Source organism: Cupriavidus phytohabitans, from assembly GCF_017815025.1.
Classification (GTDB): Bacteria; Pseudomonadota; Gammaproteobacteria; order Burkholderiales; family Burkholderiaceae; genus Cupriavidus.
Genome location: NZ_JAGIQB010000005.1, coordinates 127,096 through 153,762 on the forward strand (window position 1 = coordinate 127,096; position 26,667 = coordinate 153,762).

The 26,667-nt window shown below is 66.4% G+C and carries 21 protein-coding genes and 1 tRNA gene; 16 read left to right on the top strand and 6 right to left on the bottom strand.

Features of this window, described 5'->3' with window-relative positions:
• The first annotated feature begins 1 nt into the window (after position 1).
• From polA to J8I34_RS05245, 4 genes are all read left to right on the top strand, one after another.
• A complete protein-coding gene (gene polA / locus J8I34_RS05230; RefSeq protein WP_209805506.1) occupies positions 2-2,830 on the top strand; it encodes a DNA polymerase I in 2,829 nt (942 codons plus the stop codon).
• 151 nt (positions 2,831-2,981) lie between these two features.
• A complete protein-coding gene (locus J8I34_RS05235) occupies positions 2,982-4,307 on the top strand; it encodes an NAD(P)/FAD-dependent oxidoreductase (protein WP_029045541.1) in 1,326 nt (441 codons plus the stop codon).
• A 123-nt stretch (positions 4,308-4,430) separates the two neighbouring features.
• The gene (locus tag J8I34_RS05240) at positions 4,431-5,309 is read left to right on the top strand and encodes a dienelactone hydrolase family protein (protein WP_209805507.1); all 879 of its coding nucleotides are present in this window, start codon (positions 4,431-4,433) and stop codon (positions 5,307-5,309) included.
• Positions 5,310-5,551: 242 nt separating this feature from the next.
• Complete coding sequence (locus tag J8I34_RS05245; protein WP_232232320.1) at positions 5,552-6,343, top strand: ZIP family metal transporter; 792 nt, start codon at positions 5,552-5,554, stop codon at positions 6,341-6,343.
• 23 nt (positions 6,344-6,366) lie between these two features.
• Here J8I34_RS05245 and J8I34_RS05250 read toward each other — a convergent pair whose 3' ends face one another.
• The 3 genes from J8I34_RS05250 to J8I34_RS05260 all read right to left on the bottom strand — a co-directional run bounded on the left by J8I34_RS05250 (position 6,367) and on the right by J8I34_RS05260 (position 9,468).
• Positions 6,367-7,221 carry a sulfurtransferase gene (locus tag J8I34_RS05250; RefSeq protein WP_029045544.1) on the bottom strand — a complete coding sequence of 285 codons (855 nt, stop codon included), beginning with the start codon at positions 7,219-7,221 and terminating at the stop codon, positions 6,367-6,369.
• Positions 7,222-7,264: 43 nt separating this feature from the next.
• The gene (locus J8I34_RS05255; protein WP_029045545.1) at positions 7,265-8,188 is read right to left on the bottom strand and encodes a DMT family transporter; all 924 of its coding nucleotides are present in this window, start codon (positions 8,186-8,188) and stop codon (positions 7,265-7,267) included.
• A 176-nt stretch (positions 8,189-8,364) separates the two neighbouring features.
• On the bottom strand, positions 8,365-9,468 hold the full coding sequence (locus J8I34_RS05260; RefSeq protein ID WP_209805508.1) for an aromatic ring-hydroxylating oxygenase subunit alpha: 1,104 nt from the start codon (positions 9,466-9,468) through the stop codon (positions 8,365-8,367).
• A gap of 368 nt (positions 9,469-9,836) precedes the next feature.
• On the opposite strand from J8I34_RS05260, the gene J8I34_RS05265 reads away from it, so the two are divergent.
• The 4 genes from J8I34_RS05265 (at position 9,837) to folE2 (ending at position 14,048) form a co-directional block, all read left to right on the top strand.
• Complete coding sequence (locus J8I34_RS05265; RefSeq protein WP_029045547.1) at positions 9,837-10,148, top strand: exodeoxyribonuclease VII small subunit; 312 nt, start codon at positions 9,837-9,839, stop codon at positions 10,146-10,148.
• Entirely contained in the window at positions 10,145-11,029 is an 885-nt protein-coding gene (locus J8I34_RS05270) for a polyprenyl synthetase family protein (RefSeq protein WP_209805509.1), read from the top strand. Before J8I34_RS05265 ends, J8I34_RS05270 begins: the two co-directional genes overlap by 4 nt.
• 43 nt (positions 11,030-11,072) lie before the next feature.
• On the top strand, positions 11,073-12,989 hold the full coding sequence (gene dxs / locus J8I34_RS05275) for a 1-deoxy-D-xylulose-5-phosphate synthase (RefSeq protein ID WP_209774141.1): 1,917 nt from the start codon (positions 11,073-11,075) through the stop codon (positions 12,987-12,989).
• Positions 12,990-13,244: 255 nt separating this feature from the next.
• Positions 13,245-14,048, top strand: coding sequence for a GTP cyclohydrolase FolE2 (gene folE2 / locus J8I34_RS05280; RefSeq protein WP_209805510.1), 804 nt, complete (start codon positions 13,245-13,247; stop codon positions 14,046-14,048).
• Between the two features lie 65 nt (positions 14,049-14,113).
• On the opposite strand, the gene tsaD is transcribed toward folE2, so the two are convergent.
• Entirely contained in the window at positions 14,114-15,148 is a 1,035-nt protein-coding gene (gene tsaD, locus J8I34_RS05285) for a tRNA (adenosine(37)-N6)-threonylcarbamoyltransferase complex transferase subunit TsaD (protein WP_209805511.1), read from the bottom strand.
• Between the two features lie 156 nt (positions 15,149-15,304).
• Here tsaD and J8I34_RS05290 point away from each other — a divergent pair, with 156 nt between their 5' ends.
• The 7 genes from J8I34_RS05290 to J8I34_RS05320 all read left to right on the top strand — a co-directional run bounded on the left by J8I34_RS05290 (position 15,305) and on the right by J8I34_RS05320 (position 22,919).
• On the top strand, positions 15,305-16,564 hold the full coding sequence (locus J8I34_RS05290) for a BaiN/RdsA family NAD(P)/FAD-dependent oxidoreductase (RefSeq protein ID WP_209805512.1): 1,260 nt from the start codon (positions 15,305-15,307) through the stop codon (positions 16,562-16,564).
• A 131-nt stretch (positions 16,565-16,695) separates the two neighbouring features.
• Positions 16,696-16,908 (top strand): 30S ribosomal protein S21, encoded by a 213-nt coding sequence (gene rpsU, locus J8I34_RS05295; protein WP_209805513.1) that lies wholly within the window; start codon positions 16,696-16,698, stop codon positions 16,906-16,908.
• A 126-nt stretch (positions 16,909-17,034) separates the two neighbouring features.
• Positions 17,035-17,484 (top strand): GatB/YqeY domain-containing protein, encoded by a 450-nt coding sequence (locus tag J8I34_RS05300; protein WP_209805514.1) that lies wholly within the window; start codon positions 17,035-17,037, stop codon positions 17,482-17,484.
• A gap of 200 nt (positions 17,485-17,684) precedes the next feature.
• On the top strand, positions 17,685-19,505 hold the full coding sequence (gene dnaG, locus J8I34_RS05305) for a DNA primase (RefSeq protein WP_209805515.1): 1,821 nt from the start codon (positions 17,685-17,687) through the stop codon (positions 19,503-19,505).
• A 201-nt stretch (positions 19,506-19,706) separates the two neighbouring features.
• Positions 19,707-22,247 (top strand): RNA polymerase sigma factor RpoD, encoded by a 2,541-nt coding sequence (gene rpoD / locus J8I34_RS05310; protein WP_245175787.1) that lies wholly within the window; start codon positions 19,707-19,709, stop codon positions 22,245-22,247.
• Between the two features lie 10 nt (positions 22,248-22,257).
• Positions 22,258-22,336, top strand: a tRNA-Ile gene (locus J8I34_RS05315).
• Positions 22,337-22,565: 229 nt separating this feature from the next.
• Positions 22,566-22,919, top strand: a complete 354-nt coding sequence (locus J8I34_RS05320) for a DUF1428 domain-containing protein (RefSeq protein ID WP_209805516.1) — start codon at positions 22,566-22,568, stop codon at positions 22,917-22,919.
• 829 nt (positions 22,920-23,748) lie between these two features.
• Here the strand turns inward: J8I34_RS05320 and J8I34_RS05325 are convergent.
• The gene (locus J8I34_RS05325) at positions 23,749-23,967 is read right to left on the bottom strand and encodes a hypothetical protein (RefSeq protein WP_035876877.1); all 219 of its coding nucleotides are present in this window, start codon (positions 23,965-23,967) and stop codon (positions 23,749-23,751) included.
• A 263-nt stretch (positions 23,968-24,230) separates the two neighbouring features.
• Here J8I34_RS05325 and J8I34_RS05330 point away from each other — a divergent pair, with 263 nt between their 5' ends.
• The gene (locus J8I34_RS05330; RefSeq protein WP_029045559.1) at positions 24,231-25,727 is read left to right on the top strand and encodes a DEAD/DEAH box helicase; all 1,497 of its coding nucleotides are present in this window, start codon (positions 24,231-24,233) and stop codon (positions 25,725-25,727) included.
• Positions 25,728-25,757: 30 nt separating this feature from the next.
• Here J8I34_RS05330 and gluQRS read toward each other — a convergent pair whose 3' ends face one another.
• Positions 25,758-26,663: a tRNA glutamyl-Q(34) synthetase GluQRS gene (gluQRS, locus tag J8I34_RS05335; protein ID WP_029045560.1), complete on the bottom strand. Its 906-nt coding sequence runs from the start codon at positions 26,661-26,663 to the stop codon at positions 25,758-25,760.
• Positions 26,664-26,667 lie beyond the last annotated feature (4 nt).

Consider the following 26,667-nt stretch of genomic DNA (forward strand, 5'->3'; position numbering starts at 1 on the left):
AATGTCGGATAGTCCAAAAACACTCTTGCTCGTCGACGGATCGAGCTATTTGTATCGCGCTTATCACGCTCTGCCGGACCTGAGGAATGGAGAGGGTCTGCCCACAGGGGCAATCTACGGCATGATCAACATGCTGCGCAAGCTGCGCAACGATTACCCGGCAGAGTATAGCGCCTGCGTGTTCGACGCGAAGGGCAAGACCTTCCGCGACGACATGTATCCGGCCTACAAGGAACACCGGCCGTCCATGCCGGAAGACCTGGCGCGCCAGATCGAGCCGATCCACGAAGCCGTGCGCGCGCTGGGCTGGCCGATCGTGGTGGTCGACGGCGTCGAGGCCGACGACGTGATCGGCACGCTGTCGCGCCAGGCCACCGAGCAGGGCGTGCGTACGGTTGTATCCACCGGCGACAAGGACCTGGCGCAGCTGGTCAACGACCGGGTCACGCTGGTCAACACCATGAGCGGCGAAGTGCTCGATCCCCCGGGCGTGGCGGCCAAGTTCGGCGTGCCGCCCGAGCGCATCATCGACTACCTGTCGCTGATCGGCGATGCGGTGGACAACGTCCCCGGCGTGCCCAAGGTGGGCCCCAAGACCGCAGTCAAATGGCTGGCCGAGCATGGCTCGCTCGACGGCGTGATGGCCGCCGCGCCGGGCATGAAGGGCGTGGTCGGCGAAAACCTGCGCAATACGCTCGACTGGCTGCCGATGGCGCGCCAGCTGGTCACGGTCAAGACTGACTGCGACCTGAGCAAGGCGGTGGCGGATTTCCACGCGCTGCGCGAGACCGGCGAGGACAAGGACAAGCTGGTCGAATTCTTCCAGCGCTACGGCTTCAAGACCTGGTTGCGCGAGGCCACCGGTGAACGCCTGCCGGATTCGCGTACCCAGGCGCGCGCGCAGGCCCGCGCCCGCGCGGGCGCGGCACCGGCACAGGGCGGCCTGTTCGATGCGCCGGCCGCGTCCGCTGATAATGTGGCCCAGGCAACGGAAGAGAGCGCGCCCACCGAGATCCGCTACGAGACGGTCACCACCCAGGGCATGCTGGAAGACTGGATGCGGCGCATCGAGGCCGCGCCGCTGGTAGCGATCGATACCGAGACCGATTCGCTCGACCCCATGAAGGCGCAGCTGGTCGGCATCTCCTTGTCGGTGACGCCGGGCGAAGCCTGCTACATCCCGGTGGCGCACCGCGGCCCGGACGTGACCGGCCTGCCAGAGCACGGGCAGCTCTCGCGTGAATTCGTGCTGGAGCGCATGCGCGCCTGGCTCGAGGATGCCAGCCGCCCCAAGCTCGGCCAGAACCTGAAATACGACATCCACGTCTTCGCCAACCATGGCTTGACGCTGCGCGGCGTGGCGCACGACACCATGCTGCAGAGCTACGTGCTGGCATCGCACCGCAACCACGGCATGGACAGCCTGGCCGAGCGGCTGCTCAGCCTGAAGACCATCACCTACGAGGAAGTGTGCGGCAAGGGCGCCGGCCAGATCTGCTTCGACCAGATCGACCTGGTGCGCGCCACCGAGTACGCCGCCGAAGACGCGGACGTGACGCTGCGCCTGCACCGCAAGATGTTCCCGCAGGTGGAAGGCGCCGCGGGGCTGCGCCGGGTGTACGAAGAGATCGAGATGCCGGTCTCCGTGGTGCTGCAGAAGATCGAGCGCAACGGCGTGCTGATCGACGCCGAACGCCTGGCCGCGCAGAGCGCCGAGCTGGGCCAGCGCATGCTGGCGCTGGAGCAGTCCGCCTATGAGGCCGCGGGCCAGCCGTTCAACCTCGGTTCGCCCAAGCAGATCGGCGAGATCCTGTTCAACCAGATGAAGCTGCCGGTGGTGAAGAAGACCGCCAGCGGCGCACCGTCGACCGACGAAGAGGTGTTGCAGAAGCTGGCCGAGGACTACCCGCTGCCCAAGCTGCTGCTCGACTACCGCGGCCTGGCCAAGCTCAAGTCCACCTACACCGACAAGCTGCCCAGGATGGTCAATGCGCGCACCGGCCGCGTGCACACCAGCTACGGGCAAGCGACCGCGGTGACGGGCCGGCTGGCATCGACCGAACCCAACCTGCAGAACATCCCGGTGCGCACCGAGGAGGGCCGCCGCATCCGCGAAGCCTTTATCGCCGAGCCGGGCAGCGTGATCGTATCGGCCGACTACTCGCAGATCGAGCTGCGCATCATGGCCCATATCTCGGGCGACGAGAACCTGCTGCGCGCCTTCGCCAACGGCGAGGACATCCACCGCGCCACCGCCGCCGAGATCTTCGGCGTGGAGCGCGATGCGGTCAGCAGCGAGCAGCGCCGCTATGCCAAGGTCATCAACTTCGGCCTGATCTACGGCATGAGCGCGTTCGGGCTGGCCAGCAACCTGGGCATCGAACGCGAAGCGGCCAAGCACTATATCGACCGCTACTTCATGCGCTACCCCGGCGTGGCGCACTACATGGAAGAAACCCGGCAGACCGCGCGCGAGCAGGGCTATGTCGAGACCGTGTTCGGCCGCCGGCTGTGGCTGCCCGACATCAACGGCGGCAGCGGCCCGCGCCGCCAGGCCGCCGAGCGCGCCGCCATCAACGCGCCGATGCAGGGCACGGCCGCCGACCTGATCAAGCTGTCGATGATCGCGGTGCAGGGCTGGCTGGAGCGCGACGGGCTGCAGACGCGCCAGATCATGCAGGTGCACGATGAACTGGTGCTGGAAGTGCCCGAGCATGAGCTGGAACTGGTGAAGGCGCGCCTGCCGGAGCTGATGTGCACGGTGGCGCAGTTGCGCGTGCCGCTGGTGGCCGAGGTGGGCAGCGGCGCCAACTGGGAAGAAGCGCATTGAAGTTGAGCGGACAACCTCCGCCCGCGATGCATGGTGGTATCGATTGAAGCGACTGCTGAGTCGGTTTATGCGGCTTGCCATGCATGCTGCAATGCAGCAGACTGTGGTTCATGCCTCAGGCACGGATTTCACAATACGCATCGGGTAGACCATGACAGAAGCAAAGGCGCACCGCATCGTAGTCGTCGGCGGCGGGGCAGGAGGGCTGGAACTGGTAACCAGGCTTGGCGACAAGCTTGGCAGGAAGGGAACGGCGCAGGTGGTCCTGGTGGACCGCCTGCCGACCCACATCTGGAAACCGCTGCTGCATGAAGTTGCCGCCGGCAGCATGGATCCGAACACGCACCAGCTCGAATACGCGGCGCAGGCGCGCTGGCACCATTTCGAGTTCCAGCAGGGCGAGCTGACCGGCATCGACCGCACGCGCAAGACCATCGCGGTGTCGGCCTGCAATGACCAGGACGGCGCGGAGCTGCTGCCCGCGCGCGAGCTGCCGTACGACACGCTGGTGCTGTCGATCGGCTGCGTCACCCATTTCTTCGGCGTGCCCGGCGCCGCCGAACACGCCATCGCGCTCGATACCGTGGCGCAGGCGGAACGCTTCCGCAAGCGCCTGATCGCCGCCTGCGTGCGCGCGCAGAACGGGCGCGGGCGCATGGGCGAGGATGGCCGTCCGCGCGTGGACGTGGCCATCATCGGAGCCGGCGCCACCGGCGTCGAACTGTCGGCCGAGCTGCGCAACACCGCGCATGTGCTCAGCGCCTATGGCCTGCACCGCCTCGATCCGCGCCGCGACGTGCGCATCCATGTGATCGAGGCCGGCCCGCGCATCCTGCCGGCGCTGTCGGAGCGCGTCTCCGCAGAAACCGCCAAGCTGCTGAAGAAGCTCGATGTCGATGTCTTTACCAGCGAGCGCGTCACCGAGGTCACGCCGCAGGCTGTGCTGACCGCCAGCGGCAAGACCATCGATGCCGACCTCACGGTATGGGCCGCGGGCATTACCGCGCCGCAGGTGCTGGCCACGCTGGCCCTGCCGACCAGCCGCCAGGGCCAGGTCGTGGTCGGCCCAACGCTGCAGAGCGAGGGCGATCCCGACATCTTCGCCTTCGGCGACTGCGCCAGCTGCCCGTGGCCTGAGAAGCAGACCTCGGTGCCGCCGCGCGCGCAGGCGGCGCACCAGCAGGCGACCTTCCTCTACCAGGCGCTGTGCGCGCGGCTCGAAGGCAAGCCGCTGCCGTCGTTCGCTTTCAAGGACTTCGGTTCGCTGGTGTCGCTGGGACACTTCAGCGCGGTGGGCAGCCTGATGGGCGGGCTGATCGGCGGCTCGATGTTTATCGAAGGGCTGATGGCGCGTGTCATGTACACCTCGCTGTACCGGATGCACGTGATGGCGCTGCACGGTGCGGTCGGCATGGCGCTGGATACCGTGTCGCACTGGCTGCGCAGCAAGACCAGCCCGCGGGTGAAATTGCACTGAGGCTGCCCCGAGGCTGCACTGAGCGGAACGTCGTGCCAGCACGCGCACGAAGCGTCATGTCTGCTTAGAATCGGTGGCTGGCGATTTTTGGCGCGCCAGCCACCCACGTTCCTGGAGACACGCATGCTCAAACCTGAAGTGGAAAGCCTCGTCCCCGGCCAGACCTTCGACCGCCGCGGCTTCGTCAAGACCGCGCTCGGTTCCGCCTTCGCCGCAGCCGCCCTGCCGGTGATGGCCCAGCAGGCGATCAAGACCGATTTCGCCGGCCTGACCGCCGGCGAGGTCACGATTCCGTCCGGGGGCTTCAACATGCCTGTCTACCGGGCCCAGCCCGAAGGCAAGAAGAACCTGCCGGTGGTGCTGGTCGTCAGCGAAATCTTTGGCGTGCATGAATACATTGCCGATATCTGCCGGCGCTTCGCCAAGCTTGGCTACCTGGCGATCGCGCCCGAGCTGTTCGCCCGCCAGGGCGACCCGCAGAGCTTCGGTTCCATCCAGGAACTGCAGCGCGAGGTGATCGCCAAGGTCTCCGACGCCCAGGTCATGGGCGACCTCGACGCCGCGGTGGCCTGGGCCCGAACCAATGGCGGCGACGTGTCGCGGCTCGGCATCACCGGCTTTTGCTGGGGCGGCCGCATCGCCTGGCTGTTCGCGGCGCACAGCCGCCAGCTCAAGGCCGCCGTGGCCGGGTACGGCCAGCTGTCGCCCGAGCCGGCGCCGCTGAAGCCAAAGAACCCGATCGACCTTGTCGGCCAGCTGCATGCGCCGGTGCTCGGCCTGTACGGCGGCAAGGACACCGGCATCCCGCTGGAGCATGTGGAGAAGATGAAGGCTGCGCTGGCGGCGTCGCCCGACCCTGACGCCAAGGCCTCGCGCTTCGTCATCTATCCCGAGTCCGGCCATGCTTTTCACGCCGATTACCGTCCCAGCTACCGCGAGGCGGACGCCAAGGACGGCTGGCAAAAGTGCCTGGCCTGGTTCAAGCAGCAGGGCGTGGCGTGATCCGTTCGGGGTGACCTGGCCGACAGCAGGATTGCAAAGTCCCGGCGGATACGTACAATGCGGCCTTTGAGTTATTGCAACATTGTTGCGTTTGCCGCCCGGCGCAATGCGGGCGGAACGGCGGGGCTGCTTGGCGTGCTTTAAGGTGCTTAAGGTACGTAAGGGATGGCTGAAAGGCCGGCAGCGTCGCCACCTGGGAGCCCATCATCCATTCGACGCTTTTGTACATCCTGCTCGCCGCCATGATCTCGGGCGTGGGCAGCATCTTCGGGGCGGCGCTGCTGTCGCTGACGGTGGCGTCCCGCGTGGTCGAGCGCATGGTGAGCTTCTCGGTGGGCGTGCTGCTTGCCACCGCGCTGCTGCATTCGCTGCCGGAGGCGTTCGAGTCCGGCGCCGACCCGCGCGCGCTGTTCGGCACGCTGCTGGCGGGGCTGCTGGGCTTCTTCCTGCTGGAGAAGATTTCGCTGCTGCGCCACTCGCACCACCACGAGGGCGACGGGCACCACCACCACCACGGCCATGACCGCGAAGAGGCGGGGCGCAGCGGCCTGACCATCCTGGTGGGCGACACCTTCCATAACTTTGCCGACGGCATCGTGATCGCGGCGGCCTTCCTGGCCGACCCGCATATCGGCGTGGTCACTGCGCTGGCGATCGCCGCGCACGAGATCCCGCAGGAAGTGGGCGACTTCATCGTGCTGCTCAACGCCGGCTTCTCCAAGGCGCGCGCCTTCGCCTTCAATCTGCTGTCGAGCGTGGCGGCCCTCGCCGGCGGCCTGGTCGGGTATTTCCTGCTCGACGAGATGAGCGGCTGGGTCCCTTACGTGCTGGTGATCGCCGCCAGCAGCTTCCTCTATATCGCCGTCAGCGACCTGATGCCGCAGATGCAGCGCAAGCCGCGCTGGCGCGAGTCGGCGATCCAGGTGGTGCTGGTGGCCGCGGGGATTTCGGCGATCGTTTTTATCACCAACGGCGTGCACGAGCGGCACAGCCACGGGCACGGCGGCGCCGCGCCGGTGGCAACTTCGCACTAGGCAGGATCGTCAGGCCCGGATCGTCAGGTGGCGGTCGCCACCGGGCGCGCCGGGTCGGCGCACCATTCGCTCCACGAGCCCGGATAGAGCGCCGCGCCGCCCAGTCCGGCCGCTTCCAGCGCCAGCAGGTTGTGGCAGGCCGTGACGCCTGAACCGCACTGCATCACCGCCTGCGCGGGCGCGCGCTGGCCCAGCACGGCGCCGAACTCGGCGCGCAGCGTTTCCGGCGACTTGAAACGGCCTTCGGCGTCGAGGTTGTCCTTGAAGAAGCGGTTGACGGCCCCGGGAATATGGCCTCCGACCGGATCCAGCGTTTCGTTCTCGCCGCGGAAGCGGTCGGGCGCGCGTGCGTCGACAACCAGCAGCGCGGCGCGGTCGAGGTTGGCGAGCAGGGCGGCGGCGTCCACCGTCGGCACCAGCGATTCGCGGCGCGAGATCTTGCCGGGAAACTCAGGCTCCGGGGTGGCCTCATGCTCCAGCGGCATGCCCGCCTTGATCCAGGCGTCCTTGCCGCCGTCCAGCACCGCGACCTCGCCATGGCCGATCCAGCGCAGCAGCCACCACAGCCGGGCGGCGAACATGCCGCCCTGCGCGTCGTAGGCCACCACCGGGGTGTCGTCTTCCACGCCCAGCGCCTGCAGCCGCGCGACGAAGTCGTCGGCGTCGGGCAGGGGATGGCGGCCGTTGCTGCCGGTCTTGCGGCCCGAAAGTTCGTTGTCCAGGTGCAGGTAGAACGCGCCCGGCAGGTGGCCGGCGTGGTACGCCTCGCGGCCGGCGGCGGGGTTGGCCAGGTCGAAGCTGCAGTCGATCACGACGCACCGGCCGTTGCCGGCCAGCAGCGCCTGCAGTGCGGTGACGGAAATCAGCGGTTTCTGCATGGGAATCCTGTAGCAAGCGAAGGGAACGAAAGCTTAACGGATGCTACACCTCGGGATGCACTTCCGCCTCCGGCGACTTGACCGGCGTGGCCGGCGTTGGCTTGGCGTCGGTGCCCTGGCGGGCGCGCATCAGCGTGGTGGCGATGCCGCTGGCGATGATCAGCCCCATGCCCAGCCACGACAGCCAGTTGAGCTGGTCGGACCAGATCAGCATGCCCCACACACTGGAAAAGACGATGCCGGCATATTGCAGGTTGGCGGTCAGCAGGGTGTTGCCGCGCTTGTAGGCGCGCGTCATCGCGGTCTGGCCCAGCGTCGCCAGGATGCCGATGGCCAGCAGCAGGCCGACGCCATACCAGGTATGCGGGCTCACGCCCGAGATCAGCATCCACGCCAGGCCGGCGATCATGCCGACCAGCGAGAAATAGAACACGATGCGGCCCTCGGGCTCGCCCAGCTGGCCAAGCTGGCGCACCTCGACATACGCCAGCGCGGTAAAGACCCCGGAGATCAGGCCGACAAGGCCGCCGGTAAGCTGGTCCTTGCCAACCGACGGCTGCAGCAGGCAGATCACGCCGGCAAAGGACAGCAGGATCGCCAGCACCAGGCGCCGGTCGGCATTGCCGGCGGTGCCGGCCAGGGCGGCGCTGGCGCCGAGGATCAGCGCGATCCACACCGGCGACATGTAGTTCAGCGTCATCGCGGTCGCCAGCGGCAGCAGCGTGATCGAGGTGAACCACAGCATCAGTGCGGTGACCCCGAACACGCTGCGCTTGATATGCGACAGCATGTACGGCGTGCGCACCGGCACGCCGCGCGACGACAACAGCACCCACATGATGACCACGCTGATCAGGCCACGGTAGAACACGATTTCGCCGGTGGTGTACAGGTCGGATGCCAGCTTGACGCCCACCCCCATCAACGAGAACGAGAAGGCGGCGAACAGCATCCAGAGCGATTGCATGGCGGGGGCGCGGGGGCGAGGTGTGGCGTGGTGTTGCGAGGGTCTTGCGAAAGACGCGGGCGGCGACGGTTCGGCCCGGCATTGCGGAGCAATGATTCTATCAGCGCACATCGCGCCCTAAAGCAAAACGGACCGCCGCAGCGGTCCGTGATGGCGCAAGGCGTGCGGTTATCGCACTAGCCCTGGTATGACATGGCGCGGCGATACCACTCGTGGAAGTGCTGCATGCCATCTTCCATCGGCGACTGGTATGGCCCGACCTCGCTGGTGCCGCGCTTCATCAGCGCCAGCCGGCCGGCGTCCATGCGCTCGGCGATCTCGTCGTCCTCGACGCAGGTTTCCATATAGGCGGCGCGCTCGGCCTCGACGAATTCGCGCTCGAACAGCGCGATTTCCTCGGGGTAGTAGAACTCCACCACGTTGCGGGTCTTGCGCGGACCCAGCGGGTGCAGCGTCGAGATCACCAGCACGTTCGGGTACCACTCCACCATGATGTTGGGGTAGTAGGTCAGCCAGATCGCGCCGTGCTTGGGCAGCACGCCGTTGTTGAAGCGCAGCACCGCGTCGTGCCATTTCTGGTACGTCGGGCTGCCGGGGCGCTTCAGGCCCGCATGCAGGCCCACGGTCTGCACGCTGTGCCATTCGCCGAACTCCCATTTCAGGTCGTCGCACGAGACAAAGCTGCCGAGCCCCGGATGGAACGGCACGACGTGGTAATCCTCCAGATAGACCTCGATAAAGGTCTTCCAGTTGTAGTCGCAGTCGTGCACCTCGACGTGGTCGAGCATGTATCCGTCGAAGTTCAGGTCCTGGGCCACGCCCAATCTGGCGAGGTCGGCACGCACGTCACGCTTGCCGTCGAACAGCAGCCCGTTCCAGTTCTGCAGTGGGGAGCGCTTCAGGTGCAGGCACGGCTGCTGGTCGAAATGCGGCGCGCCGAGCAGTTCGCCCTTGAGGTCGTAGGTCCAGCGGTGCAGGGGGCAGACGATGTTCTGCTTGTTGCCGCGGCCGTTGAGCATGATGGCCTGGCGGTGGCGGCACACGTTGGACATCAGTTCCACGCCGGCGGCATTGCGCACCAGCATGCGGCCCTCGTCCTCGGCCTTGAGCGTGTGGTAGTCGCCGACCTCCGGAACCATCAGTTCGTGGCCGACGTAGCCCGGGCCTTGCCTGAACAGCAGTTCGAGTTCTTGTTGATGCAGCGTTTCGTCGAAGTAGACGCCGACGGGCAGTTGCGTATCAGCCGGCGCCAACTTGAGCGCGGTGCTGAGATTGGACATTATCCCCACTCCCAGATGAACAGGTGAAAGCAGTGAACAACCCAACCATCGAAAATTGAATCGATTTGGGAAAGACAGCCGCGGGTTTGGCAAGGATGCGCCAGACCCTCGCGGCGAGCGGGAGATTGTACCCGACCCAAAAAGTTAAGGGACTGATTTTTTTGCGTTTTTAGCGAAAAAGTCGACCCGGGTCGTCATTGGGGTGCCGTACCGGCCGCATTCGGAAAGACGACCCAAGCGCACAAGTCACATATGCCCCGGCGGCACTCCGCGCGCGTGCTCAAGGATGGGGCAAGCGCCGGCTTTGGCGTAAAATCCGGGCTTCCCCATCCGGGTTTTCCCCCGGCGCCATATTTTCAGGGCCCTACATGCCAAAGACGACGACCGCCGCGGTCCAGACCGAAAACACCATCACGGACTCCGCGCCGCCCGCTTCCTATGAAGCGGCGATGGCCGAGCTCGAGACCCTGGTGGCCAGCATGGAGAGCGGCGAACTGCCGCTCGAGGCCTCGCTGGCGGCCTACCGCCGCGGCGCCGAGCTGGTGCGCTACTGCCAGCAGAAGCTGGAGCGCGTGGAGCAGCAGGTCAGGGTGCTGGAAGGCGAGGTACTGAAGCCGCTCGCCGGCGAAGGCAACGGGGCCAACGGGATCAATGGCGCGCAGGGGGCGGACGAGGCATGACCGATTTCGCCCAGTGGATGCAGGCGCAGGGCGCCCGTACCGAAGCCGCGCTGCGGGCGGCGTTGCCCGATGCCAACACCGTGCCGCATACGCTGCACGAAGCCATGCGCTATGCTGCACTGAGCGGCGGCAAGCGCGTGCGGCCGCTGCTGGTGCATGCTGCCGGCGAGGTCAGCGGGGCCGACCCCGCAGCCTGCGATGCGGCGGCTTGCGCGGTGGAGATGATCCACGCCTACTCGCTGGTCCACGACGACATGCCGTGCATGGACGACGACGACCTGCGCCGCGGCCGGCCTACCGTGCACAAGGCTTACGATGAGGCCACCGCGCTGCTGGTGGGCGATGCGCTGCAGACCCAGGCCTTCATCGTGCTGGCCGGCGCCGACGTACTGAGCCCCGCGGCACGGCTGAAGCTGGTGGCCGAGCTGGCGCAGGCATCGGGTTCGACCGGCATGGCCGGCGGCCAGGCGATCGACCTGCAGAACGTGGGCCGCGCCATGACGCGCGGCGCGCTCGAGGCCATGCACCGGATGAAGACCGGTGCGCTGCTGCGCGCCAGCGTGCGCATGGGCGCGCTGTGTGGCGAAATCGACGCCAGCGGGCTGGCCGAGCTGGACAAGTATGCGGCGGCGGTGGGATTGGCGTTCCAGGTGGTTGACGATATTCTGGACGTCACCGCGGATACCGCCACGCTGGGCAAGACCGCCGGCAAGGACGCCGCGCACGACAAGCCGACCTACGTGTCGCTGATGGGGCTGGCGGCGGCGCGCGACCTGGCCGGGGCGTTGCGCACCGAGGCGCATGCGGCGCTGGCCGGCTTTGGCAGCCGCGCGGCCCGCCTGGCCGACCTGGCGGATCTGATCGTGCTGCGCACACACTGAATTGACGAGCCGGACGAAAGAATCCGGCGGCCGAACGGACACTATGACCTACGCACTCCTCAAGAAGATCGACGCCCCCGCAGACCTGCGCAAGCTGGACCGGCGCGAGCTACAGACGCTGGCCGAAGAGCTGCGCGCCTACGTGCTGGAATCGGTCTCGCAGACCGGCGGGCACCTCTCTTCGAACCTCGGCACGGTCGAACTGACCATCGCACTGCATTACGTCTTCAACACTCCCGATGACCGGCTGGTGTGGGACGTGGGCCACCAGAGCTACCCGCACAAGATCCTGACCGGGCGCCGCGAGCGCATGGGCACGCTGCGCCAGTGGGGCGGCATCTCGGGCTTCCCGCGCCGCAGCGAGAGCGAGTACGACACCTTCGGCACCGCGCATTCGTCGACCTCGATCTCGGCCGCGCTTGGCATGGCGCTGGGCGCGCGCACGCTGGGCCAGAAGCGCGTCTCGGTGGCGGTGATCGGCGATGGCGCCATGACCGCGGGCATGGCCTTCGAGGCGCTGAACAACGCCGGCGTGTACAAGGACCTGCCGCTGGTGGTGGTGCTCAACGACAACGACATGTCGATCTCGCCGCCGGTGGGCGCGCTCAACCGCCACCTGGCGCGGCTGCTGAGCGGCCAGTTCTATGCGGCCACCAAGAAGGGCATCGAGAAGGTGCTGTCGGTGGCGCCGCCGGTGCTGGAATTTGCCAAGCGCTTCGAGGAACACGCCAAGGGCATGATGGTGCCGGCGACGCTGTTCGAGGAATTCGGCTTCAATTACATCGGCCCGATCGATGGCCACGACCTGAACTCGCTGGTGCCGACGCTGCAGAACATCCGCGAGCGCGCGCTGGAAGGGGCGGGCCCGCAGTTCCTGCACGTGGTGACCAAGAAGGGCCAGGGCTACAAGCTGGCCGAGGCCGACCCGATCCTGTACCACGGCCCGGGCAAGTTCAACCCGGCCGAAGGCATCCGCCCGGCCGCCAAGCCCGCGCGCAAAACGTATACGCAGGTGTTCGGCGAATGGCTGTGCGACATGGCCGCCGCCGACAAGCGCCTGGTCGGCATTACCCCGGCGATGCGCGAAGGCTCGGGCATGGTCGAGTTCGAGAAGCGCTTCCCGGACCGTTACTACGACGTCGGCATCGCCGAGCAGCACGCGGTGACCTTCGCCGGCGGCCTGGCCTGCGAGGGCCTGAAGCCGGTGGTGGCGATCTACTCCACCTTCCTGCAGCGCGGCTATGACCAGTTGATCCATGACGTGGCGCTGCAGAACCTGCCGGTGGTGTTCGCGCTGGACCGCGCCGGCCTGGTCGGCGCCGACGGCGCCACCCACGCGGGTGCCTACGATATCGCCTACCTGCGCTGCATCCCCAACATGATGGTGATGACGCCGTCGGATGAAAACGAGTGCCGCCAGCTGCTGACCACGGCGTTCCACCAGACTTGTCCTACCGCGGTGCGCTATCCGCGCGGCTCCGGCCCGGGTGCGGTGATTGCCGCCGAACTGGCCGGCGTGCCGGTCGGCAAGGGCGTGGTGCGCCGCGAAGGCACCGGGCGCGCCGGCCAGCGTGTCGGCTTCCTGGCCTTCGGCTCGATGCTGCATCCGGCCCTGGGTGCAGCCGAGGCGCTGGATGCGACCGTCGCCGACATGCGCTTCGTCAAGCCGCTCGACGTGGAGCTGGTCAAGCGCCTGGCCGCCGGGAACGACTTCCTGGTCACGGTGGAAGAGGGCAGCGTGATGGGCGGCGCGGGCAGCGCTGTGCTCGAGGCGCTCGCCGAAGCCGGCATCGATATCCCGGTGCTGGTACTGGGCCTGCCCGACCGTTTCGTCGACCATGGCGACCCGGCCTACCTGCTGCAGCAGTGCGGGCTGGACGCAGCCGGCATCGAGCGCTCGGTGCGGCAGCGCTTCGGCCTGGACCAGCCCAAGGTCACGGTCGCTTCGCGCGTGGCCTGACCGCTGCCGGCGTGTTCCCGTGCGGGTGGCTGAGATCACCCGCGCCGGCCAAGGGGATTCAGCCCTCGGCAACGAGTGCGCCCAAATTCCCTTAAACTCCCCCTTTTTGTGTTCGCAGCTGCGGGTCGGCGCGCCCTGTGCCGGTCCCGTGGTTTCACACTCGTTGCGCGGCATGGATGGACTGCGAAAATGCCGCGACCGTAAGGACCTGTGCGAGCCACTCAGACGCTGGCGCAGCCCTGGAGGAAACCGTAGATGAATGACATCAATCCCGCCTTCGTGATGCCCGACGTCCAGTCGAGCCTCGACACCCGCCAGATCCCCATCCAGCGCGTCGGTGTCAAGGGCGTGCGATATCCCGTGACCCTGAAGACCCCGACCGGCACCGTGCCGAGCGTGGGTACCTTCAACCTCGACGTGCACCTGCCGGCGGACCAGAAGGGCACGCATATGTCGCGCTTCGTCGCGCTGCTGGAAGAAGAGCGCGCGCCGCTGGAGCTGGCCAGCTTCCGCCTGCTGCTCGACAAGATGCTGGAGAAGCTGGAAGCCGAGGCGGGCCGCATCGAGGTCACCTTCCCGTACTTCATCAGCAAGATCGCGCCGGTGTCGGGCGTGCAGTCGCTGCTGGACTATGAGGTCACGCTGACCGGCGAAGTGCGCAACGGCCGGACGCGCGTGTTCCTGAAGGCAATGGTGCCGGTGACCAGCCTGTGCCCGTGCTCGAAGAAGATCTCGCAGTACGGCGCGCATAACCAGCGCTCGCATATCACGATGGACGTGGAACTGGCCGCAGAGCTGCCGGTGGAAGCGCTGGTGCGGATGGCCGAGGAAGAGGCGTCGTGCGAACTGTGGGGGCTGCTCAAACGCCCGGACGAGAAATTCGTGACCGAGCGTGCGTACGAGAACCCCAAGTTCGTCGAAGACCTGGTGCGCGATATCGCGATGCGGCTGAATGCGGATGACCGCATCGTGGCCTATGTGCTGGAGGCGGAGAACTTCGAGTCGATCCACAACCACAGCGCGTATGCGGTGATCGAGCGGGACAAGCGGGTGAGCTGATCCGGTTGCCGCCGATATAGAAAAAGCCACCGCACGCGGTGGCTTTTTCATTGGCGAGAGACCCATCAAGCTGCGGACGGCAACCGGATATCCGCAAGATCCCACCTCGGCGTCACGCCATAGCCATACTCGCGCCGCGCCAGCTCCGGCGCCGCCTGCAACCGCATCGCGCCGGCAAACGCAATCATCGCGCCGTTATCGGTGCAGAACGCCAGGTCAGGGTAATAGACGTCGATCCTGCGTTGCTTGCCGAGCTGGTCCAGCCGCTCGCGCAGCTGCCGGTTGGCGCCGACGCCGCCGGCCACCACCAGCCGCTTGTGGCCGGTCTGCTTCAGTGCTGCGAACGACTTGGCCGCCAGCACATCGACGATCGCGTCGACAAAGGCCCGCGCCAGGTTGGCCCGGTCCTGCTCGCAGGTATTGGACAGCTTGCGGGTTTGCGTCAGCACCGCGGTCTTCAGCCCCGCGAAGGAAAAATCGAGATTGCCTGAATGCAGCATCGGCCGCGGCAGCGCGAACGCGCCCGGCGTGCCGAACTCGGCCAGTCGCGACACCTCCGGCCCGCCGGGATACCCCAGGCCGAGCAGCTTGGCGGTCTTGTCGAAGGCCTCGCCCGCGGCATCGTCCAGCGTCTCGCCCAGCAGCGTGTAGTCGCCGACGCCGCGCACGTCCATCAGCTGGGTATGCCCGCCAGACACCAGCAGCGCCACGAACGGGAACGGCGGCGGCTCGCGCGTCAGCAGCGGCGACAGCAGGTGGCCCTCGAGGTGGTGCACGCCGACCATCGGCACGTTCAGCGCAAAACCCAGCGCATTGGCCACCGAGGCGCCGACCAGCAGCGCGCCGGCAAGGCCCGGCCCCTGGGTAAAGGCGATGGCGTCGATGTCCTGGCGGGTGCGGCCGGCGTCGGCCAGCACCTGCTCGAGCAATGGCAGCACACGGCGGATATGGTCGCGCGAGGCAAGTTCGGGGACCACGCCACCATAATCGCGGTGCATGGCGATCTGCGAATGCAGTGCATGCGCCAACAGGCCGGCCTCGGTGTCGTAGAGGGCCAGCCCGGTTTCGTCGCAGGAAGATTCGATGCCGAGGACAAGCATGAGGAAGAAGCCGAAGGCCGCCGCAAAAGGCGAAACGGCCGTCGAAACAACAGGTTGCAGGAAGCGCGCAGGGTAGCACAGCGGCGTGCGGCGTGCTTTTCGCTACAATCTGCCCTTTCTTGAGCGGTGGCAACAGATGGATTGGCGAGGCGAGCAATGAGCGGGGCGACGGGAACCCGGACGGGCCGGTATGACGTGGCCGTGCTGGGCGCGGGCGCGGCCGGCATGATGTGCGCCGCCGTCGCCGGACAGAACGGCGCCAGCGTGGTGCTGGTCGATCACGCCACCAGGCTGGCCGAGAAAATCCGCATTTCCGGCGGCGGTCGCTGCAATTTCACCAACCTGCAGGCGGGGCCGGCCAACTACCTGTCGTCCAATCCGCACTTCTGCCGTTCGGCGCTGGCCCGCTACACGCCACAGGACTTCCTCGACCTGATGCGCCGCCATGGCATTGCCTGGCATGAGAAGCATCGCGGCCAGCTGTTCTGCAATGACAGCGCCGAGGATGTGATCGCCATGCTGCGCGCGGAATGCGACACCGGCCGCGTACGCTGGCAGACCGGCTGTTCTGTGACAGAGATTCGCCGCGAGGGCGACGACTTCCTGCTGCTGACCTCCACCGGCACGATCCGCGCCGGCGCACTGGTGGTGGCGACCGGCGGCCTGTCGATCCCCAAGATCGGCGCCACCGACTTCGGCTACCGCATCGCGCGCCAGTTCGGGCTCGGCGTCGCCGAAACCCGGCCGGCGCTGGTGCCGCTGACCTTCGATGGCAAGGACTGGGCCCCGTTCGCGCCGCTGGCCGGGGTGTCGCTGGAAGTGGATGTCGTCACCGGCAACGGCAAGACGGCCGGCGCGTTCCGGGAAGACCTGCTGTGGACCCACCGTGGGTTGTCCGGGCCGGCGGTGTTGCAGATCTCGAGCTACTGGAAGCCGGGCACGCCGATCGCCATCGACCTGTTCGACGGCGAAGACGCCGCGGCCTGGCTGCTGGAGCAGAAGGGCGGCAGCCGCAAGCACCTTGGCAACCTGATGGCGCAGCGGCTGCCGGCGCGGCTGGCCGACGCATGGTGCGCGGCCGCCGGCGTCGATGCCGCCATGCCGCTGCACGATGTCACGGACAAGGGACTGCGCAAGCTTGGCGCATCGCTCAACGGCTGGCGCATCGTGCCGTCGGGCACCGAAGGTTATCGCAAGGCTGAAGTGACAATCGGCGGCGTCGATACGCGCGCGCTGTCCTCGACGACGATGATGGCACGCGAGGTGCCAGGGCTCTACTTCATCGGCGAGGTCGTCGATGTGACCGGCTGGCTGGGTGGCTACAACTTCCAATGGGCCTGGGCGTCCGGCGTCGCCGCGGGCAAGGCGGTGGCCGAGGCCAGCCGCAGCGCGGCCGCCGGGCAATCCGTGGCCTGATCATCGGCCCTGATGGGGCCGGAACGTCGCTTTTTCAGTGTCCGTTGCGCGCCACTTCCGTGCCCGGGGCTTGGTGCTACAATCCAGAACTTCGTAAAGCCGCTATCCCGAAAATCTAATTTTCTGGCCAAATGACTACGATCCGCCTCAAGGAAAACGAGCCTTTTGAAGTCGCCTTGCGCCGTTTCAAGCGCACCATCGAAAAGAACGCACGGATCCCTGAATTGCGGGCGCGCGAGTTTTACGAAAAGCCCACCGCCGAGCGCAAGCGCAAGAAGACCGCCGCTGAAAAGCGTCATTACAAGCGCATTCGCAGCCAGATGCTGCCGAAGAAGCTGTACTGAAGCGGGCCTCACGCTTGCATCAACCCGCTGTGGCGCACGCTTCGGCGGGTTTTTGCGTTATGGGCCTTGCAGCGAGCGGCTTTCACCGCCACCTGTGAGTGTCCGCACACTTTCTGGAAGATCACGATGTCCCTCAAAGCCCGTATCAGCGAAGACATGAAGACCGCCATGCGCGCCCGCGAAGCGGAGCGCCTCGGCACCATCCGCCTGCTGCTGGCCGCGATCAAGCAGCGCGAGGTCGACGAGCGCACGGAGCTTGACGATACCGCCGTGCTGGCCGTGGTCGAGAAGCTGATCAAGCAACGCAAGGACTCGATCTCCCAGTTCCAGCAGGCGGGCCGCAACGACCTGGCCGACAAGGAACTGGCCGAAGTCGAGGTACTGAAGGTCTATATGCCCGCCGCGCTCTCCGAGGCCGAAGTCGCCGCCGAAGTCCAGCAAGCGGTCGCCGCCACCGGGGCGGCCGGCCCGCAGGACATGGGCAAGGTCATGGGCGTGCTCAAGGGCAAGCTCGCCGGCCGTGCCGACATGACGGCCGTGTCGGCCCTGGTCAAGGCGGCGCTGGCTCCGAAGTAAGTACTGATTTAATCAGATATAGGCGTGAAGCATGCCGGATCCGTCGGATTTGGCGTAGATGCACGGAGTTGTCAACATTGCGGGCGGCCTGATCGCGCTGCACTACAATATTCCGATAGCAACCGGGCGCCGCACCGGTCACGCATTCCTAGAAATTGCCTCCCGTCGCGGGACGGCCAAGCCTCGGGACGGTCAGTCGGGTGATTCCGCAATCCTTTATTCAGGACCTGCTCAACCGTGTCGACATTGTCGATGTGGTGGGCAAGTATGTGCAGCTGAAGAAGGGCGGCGCGAATTTCATGGGGCTATGCCCCTTCCATAACGAGAAATCGCCGTCTTTCACGGTCTCGCCGACCAAGCAGTTCTATCACTGCTTCGGTTGCGGCGCGCATGGCTCGGCCATCGGTTTCCTGATGGAGTACTCCGGCCAGTCCTACCCGGAGGCGGTGCGCGAGCTGGCCCAGTCGGTCGGCATGACCGTGCCGGAAGAGCGCGACCGGCTGCCACCGGGCCAGCGCGCCGAACAGCAGGCCCGTTCGGTTGCGCTGTCCGACGCCATGACCCGCGCGACCGACTTCTACCGCCGGCAGCTGCGCACCGCGCCGCAGGCGATTCAGTACCTGAAGGGGCGCGGGCTGACCGGCGAGATCGCCGCACAGTTTGGCCTGGGCTATGCGCCAGACGACTGGCAGGGGCTGGAAGCGGTGTTCGGCAGCTATCGCGATGACACTATTGCCGCGCCGCTGGTCGAATCAGGCCTGCTGATCGAAAGCGACAAGCGCGATCCCGACGGCAAGCCGCGGCGCTATGACCGTTTCCGCGATCGCATCATGTTCCCCATCCGCAACACCAAGGGGGCCGTGATCGGCTTCGGCGGCCGCGTAATGGGGCAGGGCGAACCCAAGTACCTGAACTCGCCCGAAACCCCGCTGTTCAGCAAGGGGACCGAACTGTACGGCCTGTTCGAGGCGCGCCATGCCATCCGGGAAACCGGCTACGTATTGGTGGTCGAAGGGTATATGGACGTCGTGGCACTGGCCCAGCTCGGTTTTGCCAATGCCGTCGCTACGCTCGGCACGGCATGCACCCCCGTGCACGTGCAGAAGTTGCTGCGCCAGACCGACGCGGTGGTGTTCTCGTTCGATGGCGATGCCGCCGGCCGCCGTGCGGCGCGAAGGGCACTCGAAGCCTGCCTGCCGCACGTCGCCGACAACAAGACCATCCGGTTCCTGTTCCTGCCGGCCGAGCACGATCCAGACAGCTACGTGCGCGAAGAGGGCACCGAGGCCTTTGCCACGCAGGTGCGCAACGCCATGCCGCTGTCGCGCTTCCTGCTGCAGTCGGTGACCGAGGAGCTTGACCTGCGCCAGCCCGAGGGCCGTGCCCGCGCCCAGTACGAGGCCAAGCCGCTGCTGCAGGCGATGCCGGCCGGCGGACTGCGGCTACAGATTGTGCGCGAACTTGCCGATGCAACGGGTACGACACCTGCCGAGATCGAAGCCATCTGCGGCCTGCGCAGCGATCCGGCCCGTGTGGGCCGTTTCGAGAAGCCGCGTCCGCGGGCGAGGCGGCAGGCACCGACCGGCCTCGAGCAGCGCGTGATCCAGTTGCTGATGTGCTATCCGGCACTGTCGGCGCGGCTCGACGAAGACGCCCGTGCCTTGCTGCTGGATGGCGAAGGCGGCATGGGCGCAGAGAGCGAAGTGCTGACTCATCTGGTGTCGACGTGCGACGGCCTGCAGGGTGAGGTGAATTTCGCGGCGTTCAGCGAGCAATTGGCCCAATCGCCATACGCCGAGCTGTATGCGGCCGCGCGTACCGCCGTGCTGAAGGAAGAGATCGAAGAGGCGCCTGCCACACAGGAGTTCGATGCCGCCATCACCAAGCTGCTGGCCGAGCCATTGCGGCGCGAACTCGACATGCTGCAGGCCGAAGTGGTGGCAGGGACCGCCGATGAGGCGGCCAAGCAGCGCATGCGCTGGCTGGTGGGCGAGATCCACCGGCGGCGTCAACTTGGCTGAGGCGTCGCGGCGCAACGGCTATCAACCGGGAGGCAGTATCAGGCGTTGGATGAGGGGCTAGGCCGGCACCGCCGAGCTTAAGCCTTGATTTTTCAGGTGAAAACCCCACCTGACAGGAAGCCGGCTATCCGTGGCGTGCTACAATAGCCGGTTTGGATTGCGAAATCTTTCTTCCCAGTTCTGGTGAAAGTGAGCGTGCCAATGGCAAAGGCCAAAGCAACCGAAAAGGTTACAACGAAGGCTCCCCAATCAGGGAGCGGCAAGGCGTCTGCGAAAACGACGGCGGCGAAGACATCGACCGCGCCAGTCAGGACACCAGCCCGGTCTGCGCCATCCAAGTCCGTGCGTAGCGCGCAAGCGCCCGCCGTGACGACTCCTGCCAGGACTCGCACATCCAAAGAAACACAGGCCTCGACTTCGGCACGCGAGGGCGCCAGTACGAGCGGCAAGGTTGCCGTGTCTGCACCAGTGAAAGGCAAGAGTATCACCGTGGCGAAACAGCAGAATACCGAAGTCGAGAGCAAGCGAGCGGCAGCAGCCGGCGCCAAGAGCGGAGCCGCCAAGGCGGACAGCACCGCGACGGCATCCAAGGCGCGCACCGCGACCCCTGCATCCGTTGCATCCGAGCGTCCCGCTGCCCCGGCAATCAAGCCGGAGCCGAAAAAGCGCGGCCGCAAGCCCAAGGCCGAGATGCAGCACGACGACAGCACAACAGACGACGTGACTGAAGAGTTTTACGAGAACGACATGCGTGCTGCGACGCCCGCAGCCGCGCCGAAGACCGAAAAGCAGAAAGCCAAGGACCGCAAGGCCAAGGAAAAGGCCCTGCTCAAGGAGTTCGCCTCGACCCAGCAGGGGACCGAAGAGGAGCTCGAGCTGCGTCGCCAGAAGCTCAAGGCGCTGATCAAGCTCGGCAAGTCGCGCGGCTACCTGACCTACGCGGAGATCAACGATCACCTGCCGGACGACATGGTCGATTCGGAAACGATCGACACGCTGGTCGCGACGCTGAATGACATCGGCATCGCCGTCTACGAACAGGCGCCGGATGCCGAGACGCTGCTGCTCAACGACAACGCGCCGTCGGCCACCAGCGAGGAAGAAGCCGAGGAAGAGGCCGAGGCGGCCCTGTCCACGGTTGACTCCGAGTTCGGCCGCACCACCGACCCGGTGCGCATGTACATGCGTGAAATGGGCACGGTCGAGCTGCTGACCCGCGAGGGCGAGATCGAGATCGCCAAGCGCATCGAAGCCGGCCTGAAGGACATGGTGATGGCGATCTCGGCATGCCCGGTCACCATCTCCGAGATCCTGGCCCACGCCGAGCGCGTGGCCAACGACGAGATCAAGATCGACGAGTTCGTCGACGGCCTGATCGACCCGAACGCCGACGAAGCCCCGGAAGCACCCTCGGCCGCGGCCGCAGCGTCCGAGGACGAGGATATCGAGTCCGACGACGACGAGGAAGGCGACGAGGACGATGACGACGAAGGCGAAGCCGGCGCCGGTGCCTCCGCGCGCCAGCTGGAAGAGCTGAAGCAGAACGCGCTGGAAAAATTCCGCGTGATCGCCGAGCAGTTCGACAAGATGCGCCGTGCCTTCGAGAAGGAGGGCTACAAGTCCAAGCCTTACGTCAAGGCCCAGGAAGCCATCCAGGCCGAACTGATGGGGATCCGTTTCACCGCCCGCAATGTCGAGCGTCTGTGCGACACGCTGCGCGGCCAGGTGGACGAAGTGCGCAAGCTCGAGCGCTCGATCCTGAATATCGTGGTCGACAAGTGCGGCATGCCGCGCTCGGAATTTGTCGCCCGCTTCCCGGGCAACGAGACCAACCTGGAGTGGATCGGCACCGTGGTGGCCGACGGCAAGGGCTACAGCGGCATCGTCGAGCGCAACGTGCCGGCCGTGCATGAACTGCAGCAGAAGCTGATCGACCTGCAGTCGCGCGTGGTGCTGCCGCTGAAGGAACTGAAGGGCGTCAACCGCAAGATGGCCGAGGGCGAGCGTCGTGCCCGCGAAGCCAAGCGCGAGATGACCGAGGCCAACCTGCGCCTGGTGATCTCGATCGCCAAGAAGTACACCAACCGTGGCCTGCAGTTCCTCGACCTGATCCAGGAAGGCAACATCGGCCTGATGAAGGCGGTCGACAAGTTCGAATACCGCCGCGGCTACAAGTTCTCGACGTACGCCACGTGGTGGATCCGCCAGGCCATCACGCGCTCGATCGCCGACCAGGCGCGCACCATCCGTATTCCGGTGCACATGATCGAGACGATCAACAAGATGAACCGCATCTCGCGCCAGATCCTGCAGGAAACCGGTAATGAACCGGATCCGGCAACGCTGGCCGAGAAGATGGAGATGCCGGAAGACAAGATCCGCAAGATCATGAAGATCGCCAAGGAACCGATCTCCATGGAAACGCCGATCGGTGACGACGACGACTCCCATCTGGGCGACTTCATCGAGGACACCAACACGCTGGCCCCGGCCGAAGCGGCGCTGCACGGCTCCATGCGCGACGTCGTCAAGGACGTGCTGGACTCGCTGACACCGCGCGAAGCCAAGGTGCTGCGCATGCGCTTCGGCATCGAAATGAGCACCGACCATACGCTGGAAGAGGTCGGCAAGCAGTTCGACGTCACGCGCGAACGGATCCGCCAGATAGAGGCCAAGGCACTGCGCAAGCTGCGCCACCCGAGCCGCTCCGACAAGCTGAAGAGTTTCCTGGAAGGCAACTAAACGCTTCCAAGGGCCTCTAGCTCATGCCTGGTTAGAGCAGCGGACTCATAATCCGTTGGTGCCGTGTTCGACTCACGGGAGGCCCACCAATGCTGAAAAGGGGGTTACGGTGAATGCCGTAACCCCCTTTTTGCTTACGCCGGTGACTTCCGGAGCCCCACATCCGGCAACGCCGCTTCGTCCTCCGGCATCGGTCCGACCACCTCTGCCTGCCGCTGACCGCGGGCAAACACTGGAACTTTAGCCATCGTAGCGATGGACTAAGGTATTCGGATGCAATGGATTCGCAACCGTTCAACCCGACGAGGAGTCAGATCCATGTCTTATATCGACGGATTCTTGCTGGCCGTGCCGCAGGCCAATCGCGAAACCTACCGCCAGGTGGCGCAGAAGGCCGCAGCGGTGTTCAAGGAGCACGGCGCGCTGAAGGTAGTGGAATGCTGGGGTGACGACGTGCCGGAAGGGAAGGTGACGTCCTTCACCATGGCGGTCAAGCGCAAGGACGATGAGGCGGTGGTGTTCTCGTGGATCGTCTGGCCGTCAAAAGGGAAGCGCGACACCGGCATGAAGGCGGCGATGGAAGACCCGCGCCTGAAGGAAGGGATGGACCCGATGCCGTTCGATGGCCAGCGGATGATCTATGGCGGCTTCGAGGTGATTGTCGACGAGTAAGGCGCGTAATGAGCAGCAGCGACGGGCACCGCGCCGGCGTGGCGGCGCGGTGCCCGGGCAAGCTCAGATCAGATTAGGTGAAAGACCATTCCGAGGGCGATCGCGCCGCCTACGGTTTCCAGTGCTGCGAGGGCAAGAAGGTTCTTCAGTACGAATGCGTCTTCTTTTTTCGTCACCATGGTCTGTCTCCCGGTCATTGGAATCGTCTTGGTGCTCCATCGACTGCGGCGATACGCCGCGTTGGCGGTGCCCTGTCAATGTGATACCAGTAGACCGCATGCGCGGCGGGACGGGAAGCTGGCGGAAACCCGCTCGGAGAAAACCCCGATACCAGGGGTGGCGGGCGCGAGTGATGATTGACAGGCTTTGCAGGCAGCGCCAGGCGCGTGCCCAAAGCCCGCATTTGGGTGATGTGCGCCGTGACCCGATCGGCCAAGATCACTGCGTGGGTAATCGGAAGGTTGCCCCGCTACCACTTGAGCCCCGCTGCCCTCCCCGGTACGCGGGGCTTTTTCATCGCGAGCCAGCCAGCCGGGTCAGGGCATTCACGCCGACGCTGCTGGTGCCGCCCCTGCTCAATCGCAGGGGCAACGACACCTTCAAGGACTTCATGCCGATCGCCACGGCCCGCGGCCTGCGCATCGTGATGGTGGGTCACCAACCGTGCAGCAGAAGATGATGGGCACCGTCACCGCCTATTTGCCGCCGAGCACCTGGCGGCGCGCATGAGCGGCGACTGCAAGAAGTGGGGCAAGGTAATCCGGGATAACGGCATCCGCGGCGCTGGAGGTACCTGGATGCCGGGCTGGCGGTCCGGCGGATTCGCCTGTCAGGCCGCCTGTTGTGCAGGCTGGGCCGGCTGACTCGCCGGCCGCGGTGGCAAGGGCAGGGCGGCGGCCAGGCCAAGGAACTGGCTCGAAGTGCGCAGGAACTGCTGGCAGGTCTGGCGGAATTGCTCGAAGTCCATAATGGTCTCGGTGGTCGGAGGGTGGCGTTCGCGCGGCCGGTCGCGGCTGGCCTTGTCTACGGCGCCGCCGGCATCATCCATTGCCGATGTGACAGTTTCTTTAAAACGCCCCCGCGTGGCCGCGCACGGTCGCGGCGCCGGCACGGCCGGGCCATGCTGGTCACTGTGCGTGCAGAAATGCTAAAATTTAAGTCTTTGATTCTCTTGGTCAAAAGCTGCATGCCCTGTGCAAGCGGCATGGCCGCGCCGGCACCTCTCCGGTGCCAGCCGAGAGCCAGGGCGAGATGAGTTCCAGACGCGTATCCGTTTGTGCCGGGTTCGCCTCCCGCCAGACACCGATACCCATGACCACTACGACCGCACCAGAACCCAACACCGCCGGGCAGACCGCGGTGCAGACCTTCGAAAGCTTTGGCCTGGACGCGCGCATCCTGCGTGCCTTGTCCGACCAGGGCTACACCACGCCCACGCCGATCCAGGCGCAGGCGATCCCGGTCGTGCTGCTCGGCAAGGACGTGATGGGCGCCGCGCAGACCGGCACCGGCAAGACCGCCGGTTTCGCGCTGCCGATCATCCAGCGCCTGCTGCCGCTGGCCAACGCCAGCGCCTCGCCGGCGCGCCACCCGGTGCGCGCGCTGATGCTGACGCCCACGCGCGAACTGGCGGACCAGGTCTACGACAACGTCGCCCGCTATGCCAAGCACACCGACCTGCGCAGCACCGTGGTATTCGGCGGCGTCGACATGAACCCGCAGACCGATGCCCTGCGCCGCGGCGTCGAGATCCTGGTGGCCACGCCGGGCCGCCTGCTCGACCACGTGCAGCAGAAGTCGGTCAACCTGTCGCAGGTGCAGATGCTGGTGCTGGACGAGGCCGACCGGATGCTCGACATGGGCTTCCTGCCGGACCTGCAGCGCATCATCAACCTGCTGCCGGCGCAGCGCCAGACGCTGCTGTTCTCGGCGACGTTCTCGGCGGAAATCAAGCGGCTGGCCGCCAGCTACCTGAAGCAGCCGGTCACCATCGAGGTGGCGCGCAGCAACTCGACCAACGAGAACGTGCGCCAGACCGTGTACCAGGTCGAAGATGGCCACAAGCAGGCGGCGGTGGTGCACCTGCTCAAGCAGCGGGCCGAGCAGGGACTGTCGCGCCAGTGCATCGTCTTCGTCAACAGCAAGATCGGCTGCTCGCGCCTGGCGCGGCACCTGGAGCGCGAGGGCATCAATGCCTCCGCGATCCACGGCGACAAGACCCAGACCGAGCGTATGCAGACGCTGGACGGCTTCAAGAGCGGCACCATCGACGCGCTGGTTGCCACCGACGTGGCGGCGCGCGGGCTCGATATCCCCGACATGCCCTGCGTGATCAACTTCGATGTGCCGTACAGCGCCGAGGACTACGTGCACCGCATCGGCCGGACCGGCCGTGCCGGCGCCAGCGGCGATGCACTGTCGATCTTCGTGCCGGGCAACGATGAGCGCCTGCTGTCCGACATCGAGAAGCTGATCAAGCGCAGCATTCCGCGCGGCAAGCTGGAGGGCTTCGACCCGACCGGCGAGAAGTCGCGCCAGGATGATGCAGAGCGCCGCCGCCAGCGCGGCGACCTGCGCCGCGCGCGTGGCAACGGCGACGAGGAGCGGCCGCGCCGCCACGAGCACAGCGGCAGCCGCCAGGTGTTCCGTCCGTCGGACGATCCGTTCTTCTCGCGTCCGTACGAGCCCAGCGCCAGCAGCTCGCAGGTCAAGCCGTCGGAGGAAATCGCCGCCGCGCTGAGCCGTGGCCGCCAGGCGCCCAAGCGGCCGGTCGCGGCGCTGCTGGGCGGCGTGCCGCGCAAGTCCTGATCGGGCGATCCTGCTGAGGCGGCCTGCAGCTCAGGCCGCCGCCATCCGCTGGCGCCAGTTCTCCGTGGCGCGCGCCAGCCAGTCCCGCACATTCCCTTCGTTGTTCGCCAGTCCCAGGTGCCTGCCTGCCTGGCGCAGCGCCTCCAGCGGCGCGCTGGTGTCGATCGCCTGCGCGCCGCTCTGCTTGCTCAGCTTTTCCCCGATCTCGTTGACCACCACCGGCACATGCAGGTAGCTCGGCGTGGGCAGGCCCAGCAGGTGCTGCAGGTGGATCTGCCGTGGCGTCGAGTCGAGCAGGTCGGCGCCGCGCACGATATGCGTGATGCCCTGCAGGCCATCGTCCACCACCACCGCCAGCTGGTAGGCCCATAGCCCGTCGGCGCGGCGCAGCACGAAGTCGCCCAGTTCGGTTTCGAGGTCCTGGCACTGGCGCCCCTGCCAGCGGTCGTCGAAGCAGATCGTCGCGGCCGGGCCATCCGGCACGCGCACGCGCCAGGCGCGCGGCAGCTTGCCGTTCAGGCCGTGCCGGCAAGTGCCGGGGTAGCCAAGCGTCTGGTGCCGCTCCCGCACGTGCACCAGCGAATCGGCGATTTCCTTGCGCGAGCAGCCGCAGGGGTAGAGCTGTCCGGCGGCGTCGAGCTGGCGCAGTGCCTCGGCGTAGTGCACCTCGCGCCGGCTTTGCCACACCGGCGGCTCGTCCGGCATCATGCCCAGGCGCTCCAGCGTCCGCAGGATGTCGTCGTCGGCACCACGCACGCAGCGCGGCATGTCGATGTCCTCGATGCGCACCAGCCACTGGCCGCCATGCGCGCGCGCATCCAGCCAGCTGGCCAGCGCGGTGACCAGCGAGCCCATATGCAGCGGGCCGGTCGGCGAGGGGGCAAAGCGGCCGCGGTAGCCGCCCGCCGAGGCAAACTTTGCAGCCGTCACTGCCATGCGG

What these genes read in the sequence shown, in the direction of transcription:
- J8I34_RS05260 (WP_209805508.1), bottom strand. Translation starts at nt 9,468, where the DNA reads ATGTCCAATCTCAGCACCGCGCTCAAGTTGGCGCCGGCTGATACGCAA.
- gluQRS (WP_029045560.1), bottom strand. Translation starts at nt 26,663, where the DNA reads ATGGCAGTGACGGCTGCAAAGTTTGCCTCGGCGGGCGGCTACCGCGGC.
- tsaD (WP_209805511.1), bottom strand. Translation starts at nt 15,148, where the DNA reads ATGCTTGTCCTCGGCATCGAATCTTCCTGCGACGAAACCGGGCTGGCC.
- rpsU (WP_209805513.1), top strand. Translation starts at nt 16,696, where the DNA reads ATGACTACGATCCGCCTCAAGGAAAACGAGCCTTTTGAAGTCGCCTTG.
- J8I34_RS05265 (WP_029045547.1), top strand. Translation starts at nt 9,837, where the DNA reads ATGCCAAAGACGACGACCGCCGCGGTCCAGACCGAAAACACCATCACG.
- folE2 (WP_209805510.1), top strand. Translation starts at nt 13,245, where the DNA reads ATGAATGACATCAATCCCGCCTTCGTGATGCCCGACGTCCAGTCGAGC.
- J8I34_RS05320 (WP_209805516.1), top strand. Translation starts at nt 22,566, where the DNA reads ATGTCTTATATCGACGGATTCTTGCTGGCCGTGCCGCAGGCCAATCGC.
- J8I34_RS05270 (WP_209805509.1), top strand. Translation starts at nt 10,145, where the DNA reads ATGACCGATTTCGCCCAGTGGATGCAGGCGCAGGGCGCCCGTACCGAA.
- polA (WP_209805506.1), top strand. Translation starts at nt 2, where the DNA reads ATGTCGGATAGTCCAAAAACACTCTTGCTCGTCGACGGATCGAGCTAT.
- J8I34_RS05290 (WP_209805512.1), top strand. Translation starts at nt 15,305, where the DNA reads ATGAGCGGGGCGACGGGAACCCGGACGGGCCGGTATGACGTGGCCGTG.
- J8I34_RS05325 (WP_035876877.1), bottom strand. Translation starts at nt 23,967, where the DNA reads ATGGATGATGCCGGCGGCGCCGTAGACAAGGCCAGCCGCGACCGGCCG.
- J8I34_RS05250 (WP_029045544.1), bottom strand. Translation starts at nt 7,221, where the DNA reads ATGCAGAAACCGCTGATTTCCGTCACCGCACTGCAGGCGCTGCTGGCC.
- J8I34_RS05240 (WP_209805507.1), top strand. Translation starts at nt 4,431, where the DNA reads ATGCTCAAACCTGAAGTGGAAAGCCTCGTCCCCGGCCAGACCTTCGAC.
- J8I34_RS05245 (WP_232232320.1), top strand. Translation starts at nt 5,552, where the DNA reads ATGATCTCGGGCGTGGGCAGCATCTTCGGGGCGGCGCTGCTGTCGCTG.
- J8I34_RS05235 (WP_029045541.1), top strand. Translation starts at nt 2,982, where the DNA reads ATGACAGAAGCAAAGGCGCACCGCATCGTAGTCGTCGGCGGCGGGGCA.
- dxs (WP_209774141.1), top strand. Translation starts at nt 11,073, where the DNA reads ATGACCTACGCACTCCTCAAGAAGATCGACGCCCCCGCAGACCTGCGC.
- J8I34_RS05300 (WP_209805514.1), top strand. Translation starts at nt 17,035, where the DNA reads ATGTCCCTCAAAGCCCGTATCAGCGAAGACATGAAGACCGCCATGCGC.
- rpoD (WP_245175787.1), top strand. Translation starts at nt 19,707, where the DNA reads ATGGCAAAGGCCAAAGCAACCGAAAAGGTTACAACGAAGGCTCCCCAA.
- J8I34_RS05330 (WP_029045559.1), top strand. Translation starts at nt 24,231, where the DNA reads ATGACCACTACGACCGCACCAGAACCCAACACCGCCGGGCAGACCGCG.
- J8I34_RS05255 (WP_029045545.1), bottom strand. Translation starts at nt 8,188, where the DNA reads ATGCAATCGCTCTGGATGCTGTTCGCCGCCTTCTCGTTCTCGTTGATG.